The sequence below is a fragment of the Azospirillum sp. UFLA03-27 genome, assembly GCF_059803775.1.
Window position 1 is genome coordinate 22,084 of the sequence record NZ_JAUQTX010000048.1, and the last position, 11,062, is coordinate 33,145.

10 protein-coding genes are annotated in these 11,062 nt (G+C 67.8%); 4 read left to right on the forward strand and 6 right to left on the reverse strand.

The annotated features are described in order from the left end of the window. The first annotated feature begins 43 nt into the window (after positions 1–43). The 3 genes from Q4I23_RS10125 to Q4I23_RS10135 are packed head-to-tail and all read left to right on the forward strand — an operon-like array spanning position 44 to position 3,326. The gene (locus Q4I23_RS10125; protein ID WP_237907295.1) at positions 44–1,588 is read left to right on the forward strand and encodes a tripartite tricarboxylate transporter permease; all 1,545 of its coding nucleotides are present in this window, start codon (positions 44–46) and stop codon (positions 1,586–1,588) included. Further along, positions 1,585–2,511, forward strand: coding sequence for an SMP-30/gluconolactonase/LRE family protein (locus Q4I23_RS10130; RefSeq protein ID WP_498526147.1), 927 nt, complete (start codon positions 1,585–1,587; stop codon positions 2,509–2,511). The genes Q4I23_RS10125 and Q4I23_RS10130 overlap by 4 nt, the downstream gene beginning before the upstream one ends. 38 nt (positions 2,512–2,549) lie before the next feature. After that, positions 2,550–3,326: an SDR family NAD(P)-dependent oxidoreductase gene (locus Q4I23_RS10135; RefSeq protein WP_498526148.1), complete on the forward strand. Its 777-nt coding sequence runs from the start codon at positions 2,550–2,552 to the stop codon at positions 3,324–3,326. Between the two features lie 30 nt (positions 3,327–3,356). Here the strand turns inward: Q4I23_RS10135 and Q4I23_RS10140 are convergent, their stop codons facing one another. Beyond that, positions 3,357–3,809, reverse strand: coding sequence for a hypothetical protein (locus Q4I23_RS10140; protein WP_498526149.1), 453 nt, complete (start codon positions 3,807–3,809; stop codon positions 3,357–3,359). Beyond that, the gene (locus Q4I23_RS10145) at positions 3,806–4,048 is read right to left on the reverse strand and encodes a hypothetical protein (RefSeq protein ID WP_498526150.1); all 243 of its coding nucleotides are present in this window, start codon (positions 4,046–4,048) and stop codon (positions 3,806–3,808) included. Before Q4I23_RS10145 ends, Q4I23_RS10140 begins: the two co-directional genes overlap by 4 nt. Before the next feature lie 403 nt (positions 4,049–4,451). Between Q4I23_RS10145 and Q4I23_RS10150 the strand changes: the two genes are divergently transcribed. Next, positions 4,452–5,681 (forward strand): sensor histidine kinase, encoded by a 1,230-nt coding sequence (locus Q4I23_RS10150; RefSeq protein ID WP_498526151.1) that lies wholly within the window; start codon positions 4,452–4,454, stop codon positions 5,679–5,681. A gap of 39 nt (positions 5,682–5,720) precedes the next feature. On the opposite strand, the gene Q4I23_RS10155 is transcribed toward Q4I23_RS10150, so the two are convergent. The 4 genes from Q4I23_RS10155 to Q4I23_RS10170 are packed head-to-tail and all read right to left on the reverse strand — an operon-like array spanning position 5,721 to position 10,821. Next, positions 5,721–6,128, reverse strand: a complete 408-nt coding sequence (locus Q4I23_RS10155) for a response regulator (protein ID WP_498526152.1) — start codon at positions 6,126–6,128, stop codon at positions 5,721–5,723. A gap of 41 nt (positions 6,129–6,169) precedes the next feature. Continuing rightward, complete coding sequence (locus Q4I23_RS10160; protein ID WP_498526153.1) at positions 6,170–9,205, reverse strand: response regulator; 3,036 nt, start codon at positions 9,203–9,205, stop codon at positions 6,170–6,172. Positions 9,206–9,218: 13 nt separating this feature from the next. Continuing rightward, positions 9,219–10,040 (reverse strand): substrate-binding periplasmic protein, encoded by an 822-nt coding sequence (locus Q4I23_RS10165; protein WP_498526154.1) that lies wholly within the window; start codon positions 10,038–10,040, stop codon positions 9,219–9,221. A 7-nt stretch (positions 10,041–10,047) separates the two neighbouring features. Continuing rightward, positions 10,048–10,821: a substrate-binding periplasmic protein gene (locus Q4I23_RS10170; protein ID WP_454016570.1), complete on the reverse strand. Its 774-nt coding sequence runs from the start codon at positions 10,819–10,821 to the stop codon at positions 10,048–10,050. Positions 10,822–11,062: the final 241 nt, after the last annotated feature.

An 11,062-nucleotide genomic window follows, 5' to 3' on the forward strand; every position in this document is an offset into this window, starting at 1 on the left:
ACCGATCCGACCGGCCGCAACGCTCCGCTGACGGAGGGGTGAGATGTACGAACTCGATATGCTTCTTCACGGCGCGCAAGCGCTGCTCAACCAGCCCATGGCGCTGTTGCTCGCCCTGTTCGGCGTCACGCTGGGCATCATCATCGGCGCGCTGCCCGGCCTGACGGCGACGATGGGCGTGGCCATCCTGCTGCCCTTCACCTTCGGCATGGACCCGCTGTCGGGCCTGTTGATGATTTCCGGCGTCTTCTTCGGCGGCATCTACGGCGGGTCGGTCACGGCCATCCTGCTGAAGATCCCGGGCACCCCGGCCGCCGCCGCCACCGCCATCGACGGCTACGAGTTGACCAAGAAGGGGCAGGCCGGCATCGCGCTCGGCACCGCCACCTTCTCGTCATTCCTGGGCGGAACGGCCAGCGTCTTCGTGCTGATCTTCCTGGCACCGGTGCTGGCCCGTTTCGCCCTGGAGTTCAGTGCGTCGGAGTCCTTCGCGCTCGCCGTCTTCGGCCTGTCGATCATCGCCAGCATTTCCGGGGTGTCGGTCATCAAGGGCCTGATCTCCGGCTTTCTGGGCCTGCTGCTGGCAACCGTCGGGCTCGATCCGATGGGCGGCTTCCCGCGCTACACCGGCGGCTACACTGAACTGTTCAACGTGCCCTTCATCCCGGTGATGATCGGCCTGTTCGCCGCCGCCGAGGCCTTCAAGTCGCTGGAGGACCCACAGGTCCGCGCCGGCATGGCCGCGGCGCTGGACCGCATCATCCCGCCCTGGCACATGTTCCGCCGCCAGCTGGGCAACATCGCGCGCTCCTCGGGCCTCGGCATCGTCATCGGCATGATTCCCGGCGCCGGCGCCGACATCGCCGCCTTCGTCGCCTACAACGAGGCCAAGCGGTTCAGCAAGACGCCGGAGAATTACGGCAAGGGCGAGCTGGGCGCCGTCGCCGCCTGCGAATCCGGCGCCAACGGCTGCACCGGCGGCGCGCTGCTGACCATGCTGACTCTGGGCATTCCCGGCGACGCGGTGACCGCGGTGATGCTGGGCGCCCTGACGCTCCAGGGGCTGCAGCCCGGTCCGCTGCTGTTCAAGGACCACGCCGATCTGGTCTTCACGCTGTTTGCCGGCATGCTGGTCTGCTACGTCTTCATGCTGGTGGTCGGTCTCGGCTCGCTGCGCTTCATGGGGCGCATCCTGCAGATGCCGAAGTCGGTGCTGACGCCGTGCATCCTGGCGCTGTGCATCGTCGGCACCTACGCCATCAACAACAGCATGTTCGACATCTGGATCATGCTGGCCGCCGGCGTCGTCGGCTACTTCATGCAGAAGTGGGACTTCCCGGCCTCGCCCGTCGTGCTCGCCCTGATCATGGGGCCGATGGCGGAGGCGAACTTCCGCCGCGCGCTGTCGCTGTCCAACGGCAGCTACGACTTCCTCTACACCCGTCCGATCACCGCGGTCCTGCTGACCATCGCGATCCTGACGCTGATGCTTCCGCTGCTGCGCCGCCTGTGGGCGCAACGGTCGGCCGGCGGCCCGTCGACGATCAACCCAGCCGCCGGGAGCAGCCGCATGGGGACCCCGGAATGACCGCCCAAGGAGTTGCCGTCACGAGTGTTGGCCTTGAGGCCGTCTTCGATCCCGATCTGCGCAACGGCACCGGCGAGAACCCGGTCTGGGACGCCGAGCGGGGCTCGTGGACCTGGATCGACATTCCGGCGCGGACCATCCACCGGCTCGACCCCTCCAGCGGCGCCCACCGCCGCTGGACCCTGCCGGAGATGATCGGCAGCCTCGTCCTGCGTCCGGACGGCGGCGTGGTCTGCGCATGCGAAACCGGTGTCTTCGACGTCGATCTGCCGGGAGAGGGCGGGGAGGCGGTGGTCACCACCCTCGCCACCCACCGCTTCCCGAAGGAGGGCATGCGCTTCAACGACGGGCGCTGCGACCGGCAGGGGCGGTTCTGGCTGTCCAGCATGGTCATGGACATCAGCAAGGGCGACGCCTCCGGCCTGTGGCACCGCTTCACGCGGGCCGACGGTCTGACGGAAACCGGAACCGGCGGCTACATCATCCCCAACGGTTCGGCCTTCAGCCCGGACGGGCGCACCCTCTACGCGTCCGACAGCCACCGCGACGTGCGGATGGTCTGGGCCTGGGACTACGACACGGACACCGGCACCGCCGGCAACCGCCGCCCCTTCGTCGACATGCGGGCGATGGTCGGGCGTCCCGACGGCGCCGCGGTGGACGTCGACGGCTGCTACTGGATCTGCTGCCTGGACGAGGGCTGCATCAAGCGCTTCACCCCGAACGGTGAGCTCGACCGCCGCATCGAGGTGCCGATGCGCAAGCCGACCATGTGCGCCTTCGGCGGGCCGGACCTGCGGACGATGCTGGTCACCTCGCTCAGCCGCGGGCCGGCGGACCTCGCCGAGGACCCGCATGGCGGGCGCGTCCTGATGTTCGATCCCGGCGCCCAGGGCCTGCCGGAACCCCGCCTAGCCGATTGAGCCAAGCCAAAACGACACCAAGACACGAGAGGCAAGGAATGTTTGACGATCTGAAGGGCAAGCGCGTTCTGATCACCGGCTCCACCCAGGGCATCGGCCTGGCGGCGGTGGAGGCGTTCGCCCGCGCCGGCGCCAAGGTCGCCATGAACGGCCGCCGCACCCCGGCGGACCTGGAGGCCACGCTGGCCCGTCTGAACGGGCTGGGCGGCGAGGTCGTCTTCCTCCAGGCCGACGTGTCGGACAGCGCGGCGTGCGGCACGCTCGTCGATGCCTTCGTCGAGCGCTTCGGCGGCATCGACGTGCTCATCAACAACGCGGGTGGTCTGGTCGCGCGAAAGCCGCTGCCGGAGATCGACGACGCCTTCTTCGACGCGGTGACCGACCTGAACTCCCGCTCCGCCCTGATGGTGACCAAGCATGCCCTGCCGCACCTGAAGGCTGCGGCGGCGCAGAGCGGCACCACCTCTTCGGTGATCTCGGTCGGTTCGGTCGCCGGCTACACCGGCGGCGGTCCGGGCGCCGGCCTCTATGGAGCGGCCAAGGCGTGGCTGCACAACATCCAGAAGAACTGGGTTGCCTTCCACACCAAGGACGGCATCCGCTTCAACATGGTGTCGCCGGGCACCTTCGACACGGCCTTCCACGCCGACAAGGACGAGGACACCAAGGCCCGCATCGGCTCCGGCTTCCCGATGGGCCGCTTCGGCCGTCCGGAAGAGTGCGCCCCGACCTTCCTGTTCTTCGCGTCGCACGCCTGCAGCGGCTACATCACCGGGCAGGTTCTCGACGTCAACGGCGGCCAATACATGCCGTAACGATTGGTGGTTCCGTCCGCGTCCGCCCGGTCAGAGCGGGCGCGGCGGGATCGCGGAGTTGAATGCCGACGTCGTGAAAGCCGCCGTTTTGGCGGCGATGGCCGGCAGGGTGGGGAAGGGCACGCCGTCCTCGCACCGCAGTTGCCGGGCCACCGCGTGAAGGGTACCGTGATGGCGGCGGCAGAGGATGCCGTCGGCGTCGCGGTCGTAGAGCCGGACGAACTGGACGGGCGCCGCCCCGTCCTCGGCATGGACCTCCACCTCCACCAGATGGGTGCAGAAGGAGCAGGCGGTCAGCGGGTCCGTTGAATCGAAGGCCACGCCGGCCTCCAGACAGCGCCGGGCGAAAGCTTCCAGAAGCACCGATGCGCTGTCCACCGTCTCCAGCCCGCGCAGGGCGCGCACGACGTCGCGCATATGGCCGACCTCCGGCAGGATCAGCCCGGCTGCGGAATGGCGGTCGTGGATCACCAGCTTCATCATGATGCGCAGGCCGTCTCGAACCGGGTGTCCCGGTGGTTGACCGTGCCGCTCCCGGCGTAGCCGGGCCGGCTCGACCACACCCGCTGGCGGATGCGGATCTGCGTCCGGCAGTCGGCCGAGCAGTAGAGCGGGGCGGGGCCGCGGCCGGATGCGCGGGTGAACGGACGCCCGCAGCAGGCGCAATGCAGCTTGGGCGTGGGAAGAGGTGGTGTCGTACGGATGTGTGTCGGCGTCGGCATGGCTGGATTCACGAAGCATTTCCAAAGTTGGACGGACTATACGGGTGGTCTGTGACAGTTTGACGGGTGGGGGCGGGCTACCACTTTTTCGCGCTCCGGCCGCCGCTCGCGGACACGGAAACGCCATTGAGCATCGGCCGGTTCCCATGACAGGGCGTGGCGTTTGGTAATTTCGGGCGATGCTTAAAATGCAGTTGTTTTTCCGGCAGAACATAATTTGAAACGGTTGTTGTCTGAGTGAATGGCACCGATAAATTGTCTTTGACGATAAAAAATCGCGTTGTAATGTCCCTTTGGCGGACGAGGGTGTTTCAGCGAACCGGTGATGCACTGGTTGTGGCCGGCGCCCTGATCAGGGGCAGTGCCGGATCGTCCCTTTCCGCCGCAAGAGGAAGGGGCGGATATGGGAGCACCGACGAAGGCGACGATCCTCATCGTGGATGACACCGCCGACAACCTTTCGCTGCTGAGCAGCCATTTGAAATCCATTTATACGGTCAAGACCGTGAACAACGGCGATGCCGCGCTGCGCATCGCCTTTTCCGACCAGCCGCCGGATCTGATCCTGCTCGACGTCATGATGCCGAGCATGGACGGATACGAGGTGTGCCGCCGCCTGAAGGCCGATCCGCGGACCCGCGACGTTCCGGTGATCTTCCTCACCGCCCGCACGTCGGTCGAGGACGAGAAGTTCGGGCTGGACCTGGGCGCCGTCGATTACATCAGCAAGCCGATCAGCCCCCCCATCGTGCTGGCGCGGGTGAAGAACCACCTGTCCTTGAAGGCCACCGCCGACTCGCTGCGGGCCACCGTCGAGGAGGTGCGCGCCGCCCACAGCCGGCTGGAGGAGACGCAGCAGCATCTGATCCAGACGGAGAAGATGGCGGCCCTGGGCCTGCTGGTGTCCGGCGTCGCGCACGAGATCAACACGCCGATCGGCGTGGCCCTGACCGCGGTCTCCCATCTTTCGGGGCTGGTCGAATCGCTGGCCTCGCAATTCCAGAATGGGGCGATCCGCAAGTCCGACCTTGCCCGCTTCCTGGAAAACGCACGGGAAGGGACGCTGCTGGTCACAACCAACATCGTCCGCACCGCCAATCTGATCCAGAGCTTCAAGCAGGTGGTGGTGGACCGCGCCGGATCGGAACGGCGGGTGTTCGATCTCAAGGACTATCTCTTCGACGCCCTGTTCGGGCTGGACCCGCATTTGCGCGAGGCCGGGCACAGCCTTACCGTGTCCTGCCCCGCCGGATTGACCATCGACAGCCATCCCGGCCCGTTGTCGGAGGTGCTGTCCATCCTGATCCGCAACGCCGTGGCCCACGCCTTCCGGCCGGGGCAGAGCGGGCGCGTGATCCTGTCGGTCATGCTGCGGGAGGAGGATTGGGTGGAACTCCGCCTGTCCGACGATGGCAGGGGGATCGATCCGGAGCATCTGCCCAAACTGTTCGATCCCTTCTTCACCACCCGCCGGGGCATCGAGTTTCCGGGGCTGGGGCTCTACATCGCCTTCAACCTCGTCCATCAGGTTCTTCAGGGGACCATCGAGGTGGAAAGCCTGTCCGGCGGCGGCGCCAGCTTCGTCGTCCGCATGCCGCGGCGCGTGTCCGCCCTGGCCGAAGCGCCGGCCTGACGCCCGCGCGCGACGCCGCGACTGGCGCGGGGACCGAAGTCAGGACGGCGGAATACGCGCAGCGACCCGCTGCAGCACCGCAGGAGGATCGACCGGCTTGGCGATGTAATCCACCGCCCCCATGGCGAAGCCGCGCTCCCGATCGGCTTCGTCGGCACGTCCCGTCAGGAAGATCACCGGGATGTCGCGTGTTGCCGGCGCTTCCTTCAGGGCGGCGCAGACTTCGTAGCCGTCCATCTCCGGCATCACCACGTCCAGCAGGATCAAATCGGGCGCCGGGGAGGAGGCGGCGATTTCCAACGCCTTGCGCCCGTTGTTGGCGACCTTCACCCTGTAGCTCTCCTTCAGCAGTCCGCTCAGCAGCTTCAGGTTGTCCGGCGTGTCGTCCACGATGAGGATCGTGGGCTTCGGCGCAGCGGGAGCCGGTGCGGGCGATGCGATGTCCATGAAATCAGTCCGATTTGGGGGGCGGCAGGGCCGGCGTCGGTTCAGGCTTGGGCGGTCATGCCGCGGTCGGTCAGGGCCGCATCCAGGGCCGCGGCGGCCTCGTCGAAGTCGAAGTTGCGGATCTGGCCAGCGATGGCCTCGAACCGGTCGGGGAAGGCGGCGCGCAGAAGGTCGGCGTTCGCGGCCAGGGCCTCCTCGGCGTCGGGGTCGCTGTCGTGCAGAAGCTGGCGGATTTGCCCGCACACGGCGAGAAGCGCGTCCGCATCCACCACGCTAGGCGGGGCGGTGGACGGCGCGGCGGCGCCCGTCGGTGTCAGCGCCGCCTCAAGATGGGCGAGCAAGGCGCCCAGCGGCGGTTCCAACGCGGCCAGCCGTGCGTCGATCTCCGGGCGTGGCCGGGCGTCGCGGATGACCGCCTCCAGATCGGTGGCGGCATCCTGGACGGGGTGGGCGCCGATGTTGCCGGCGGTTCCCTTCAGCGTGTGGGCGTAACGCTCCGCCGTGGCGAGGTCGCCGGAGTCCAGCGCGTCGCGGATGGCGGTCACCACCGCGCGCTGACCGGCGGCGAACTTGCGCAGAAGGTCGAGGTAGAGGCGTTTCTTCCCCAGCACCCGCGACAGCCCGGTGACGGTGTCCAACCCTGGAACACCGGCGGGCAGGTCGCCCATATCCTCCACGGCCGAAGCCGGCGGAGAAGCGGGCGCCTCGGCGCCGAGGCCCGGGCGGGGCGCGATCCAGGTGAGCAGGGTGGTCCACAGCGCATCCGGGTCGATGGGCTTGGCCAGATAATCGTTCATGCCGGCGTCCAGGCAACGCTCGCGGTCGGCCTGCATGGCATTTGCGGTCATCGCGACGATGGGCAAATCGGCGAATCCCTGCCGGCGGATCTCCAGGGTCGCGGCGACGCCGTCCATGACCGGCATCTGCATGTCCATCAGCACGAGGTCGTAGCGGGCCTCCTGCACCATGTCGACGGCGATGGCGCCGTTCTCCGCAACCTCCACCGCCAGCCCGGCATCGCCCAGCAGTTCGCAGGCCACCTGCTGGTTCAGATCGTTGTCTTCAGCCAGCAGGACGCGGGCGCCACGCAGGCGCGACAGGTCGGCGGCGGCGGTCGTCGCCGGAGGGGCGTCCGTGGTCTGCTCGTCGGCGCCCAGAACCCGCATGATGCCGTCGAACAGCGCCGACGGGTTGACGGGCTTGAACAGCACCTCTTCGATGGCCGTGTTCTCGGCGCCTTTCAGCACCTCTTCCCGGCCGTAGGAGGTGACCATGATGTGGTGGGGCGCCTGATCCAGCTCCAGCGCGGCGAGTCCGGCGGAAGTCTCCAGCCCGTCCATTCCCGGCATCTGCCAATCCAGCAGAACGACGCGGAACGGCCGCCCTTCGCGCGCCGCGAACCGCGCCGCCTGGATGGCCGCGGGGCCGGACTCCACCGCTTCGGCGGTGAAGGACATGGCCGACAGCATGTCGGTCAGCACCACGCGGGCGTTCTCGTTGTCGTCCACCACCAGACAGCGCAGGCCGCGCAGGTCGGGCCGCGGCAGCAGAACGCGGCGCGGCCTGTCGCGGCCCAGCCGGGCGGTGAACCAGAAGCTGGAGCCGCGGTCCGGTGCGCTGTCCACCCCGACCGCGCCGCCCATCAGCTCGGCCAGCCGCTTGGAGATCGCCAGACCAAGGCCGGTTCCGCCGTACTTGCGTGTGGTCGACGCGTCGGCCTGCTGGAAGCTCTGGAAAAGCTGATTTTTCTGGTCATCGTTCAAGCCGATGCCGGTGTCGCGCACCTCGAAGCGGATCAGCAGGTCGCTCCCGGCCTCTTCTTCCAGCCGGACGATGATGGCGATCTCGCCACGCTCGGTGAATTTGACCGCGTTGTTGGCGTAGTTGACCAGGATCTGCCCAATGCGCAGCGGGTCGCCGATCAGGTCGCTCGGCACGTTCTGTGCGACGTCGAAGATCAGCTCCAGCCCCTTGGCGGCGGCCTTCTCGGCGATCAGGTCGGCGAGCGAGCCCAGCACCTTGTCGAGGTGGAAGCCGGTGCGCTCGACGCTCAGCTTCCCAGCCTCGATCTTGGAGAAGTCCAGGATATCGTTGATGATGCCCAGCAGATGCTGGCCGGACTGGCTGATCTTGAGGACGTAGTCCCGCTGGCGCGGCGTCAGGTCGGTCTTCAGCGCCAGATGCGACAGGCCGATCACCGCGTTCATCGGGGTGCGGATCTCGTGGCTCATGTTGGCGAGGAAGCTGGCCTTCGCCTGGGACGCCGCCTCCGCCCGGTCACGGGTCAGGCGCAGTTCCTCGGCCTGGGTGCCCAGCCGGACGACGGCGTCCAGGATGCTGTCCAACTCCTCCGTGCGGGCACCGGGAAGCCGGATGTCGCGCTCGCCCTCGCCGATGCGGCGCAGGCCGTCGGCAGCGAAGAGCAGCGGCCGCACCACATGGCGGCGGATCAGCAGCCCGGCGGCGATGAAGATGGCCAGCACCGCGACGAAAGCGAACTGGATGACCTGCGACACCAGGCGGGTGCGCTCCTGGATCTGGCCGAGACGGCCGGCCGTCAGTTCGGTCACGTCGACCAGAAGCCGGTCGCCGACCGTGTTCAGTTCAACGAGCGTCTGCGCCCATTTCTCGGCGAGGTGCTCCTCCTCGGCGGGCGCGGCCGCGTCGCCGGCCGGGGCGCTCTCCAACCGCCGCGCCTTAGCCGAAGAGACCTGCCGGATGACCGAATAGGCGTCGGTCACCTGCCGTTTCAGCGCGGGATCGAACTGGAAGGTCGGGTGGAAGGCCAGAGCCTGGGCGGCCAGCAGGGCCTCGCGGCGGCGGCGGGGGGCGTCGGCGGAGAGGACGATCGCCCCCGACTGCTTCAGCCGCTCCAGATTCACGACGGCGCGCTGGCGCTCCAGGATCAGAGGCACCATGCGGTCCTGGCTGTCGGCGGCCAGCCGTTCCATCTTGCCCTGCTCCGCGACGATGCCGAGGAAGAGCAGGCCGATCAGCGCCAGCAGGATCGCGCCGCCGGTGAGAATCGCCGGCTGCAGCCGTACGCGGGGATTCCTGCGGTCACGGGCGGACGCCATGGCTGGTTCCGGTTCAGTAGATGTCGAAGGGGAAGTATTGACGGTTGATCCGCTGGTAGGTGCCGTCGTTGCGCAACGCCGTCAGCGCCCGGTCCACCGCCGCCTTCAACGCATGCTGGCCGGGCGGGAAGACGATGTGCACGGTCCCGCCCAACCCGTCGTCGGACATCGGGGTGCCGATGGTCTCGAATCCGTCCCCGTCGTCGGACAGCAGGAAATGCACCACGTTCAGCGTCGGTCCGATGGCCATGTCGCTTTGGCCGCTGCGCATGGCGTCCCATAGGTCGTCGAGCGTGGAGACGGGCACCAGGTTGGCGTGCAGCGTCGGGGCGGCGTCGGCCAGACGGACCAGGGCCGCGTGCTGCCGCGAGCCGCGGATAGCGGCGATGCGCCGGCTGCGGATGGCCTCCTCCAGACCCAGTTCCGGCGTCCCCCGGCGCCCGACCAGACTGGTGCTGGACCGCCAATAGGGAATCGAGAACAGGAGCCGCTGCTCCCGGTCCGGCGTGCGCAGCACGTTGCCGAAGCCGATGTCGTAGCGGCCTGCGGCGACGTCGTCGATGATCTGCTTGAAGGGGGCGGCATCGAAGCTGCACACCGCACCCAGCGAACGGCACAGCTCGCGGCCGAAATCGATGTTGAAGCCGAACAGGACGCCGGCGGCGTCGCGATCGCTGAAAGGCGGGGAGTGGTCGATGACCACGATGCGCAGGAACGGCCGGTCGGTCGGGGGCGGCGCGTCCGCCCGGACCGGCTGCGGCAGTGCAAGACCGGCCAGCAGGACCATGACGGCCAACAGGGCGTGTGCGGTGACGGAGCGCATCTGGAAACCCATCGCGGCCTCAGTACATCCGGAAGGGCAGGAAGCGGGAACTGATGGCGTCGTACCGCCCATCCGCGAGGATCGCTCGCAGGGCCATGTTGACGCGGTCGCGCAATTCCTCGCGCCCCAACGGCAGGGCGATGGCGGACTCGCCGCCCAGCCCGCTTTCGGTCAGCGGGTCGCCCACGACCTCCAGTGCCTCCCCCTCCGCGCTGGTCAGCAGATGGACGGTGACGGCGGTCGGGGCCAGCGCCAGATCGACCCGCCCGTCCAGAACGGCGCGCAACGCCTCAGCCTGATCGTCGTAGATCACGACCGTTCCGCCGATGTTCTTCGCGGTCAGATAGTCGTACTGCTTCGACCCGCGGGTGACGGAGATGCGCTTCCCCGTCAGATCGGGCGCCACGCCCGGGGACCAATCGCCGGCCCGCCCGATGTAGCTGGAGCTGGACCGCTTGTGGCGGTCGGTGAAGAGGTATTTCCTCATCCGCTCCGGCGTCTTCAGGATGCTGGCGACCGCGAAGTCGGCGGCGTTGCGGTCGAGCAGGTCGAGGACTTCCGGAAACTGCAGGGCGGTGATTTCGCAGCGGATGCCCATGGTGTCGCAAAGCGCGCGGGCGATCTCCACCTCGAAGCCGGTCAGCCTGCCCTGTTCGTCGACCATCGCGTAAGGAGCCATCTTCCAGGTCAGCACGCGGTAGACCTCGTCCGCACGGGCGGGCAGGGCCGAGACGCTGAGCAAAAGGGCAAGCCACACAGTCGCGAAAGGACGAAACGGCGTCAGGCGGATCACGGGCGGCCTCGGCAAAGCGAAAGAATGGAGCGCAACGTCCATCCGGCGCTGCGGCGCCCTGGGTGACGACGCATTGCGGTTGTTCCTCAGCGCTCGGGCCGGATCGATTTCCGGATAAGCCGAGACAATACCATTATATTCAGAACGGTCAACTCAACTAATAAATCTCAAGGTTGTCACGTGGTGGGAAGATGGGCGTGAATCTGTGGAGTATGGTTCAAATTCCTCCACTTCTCCGGGC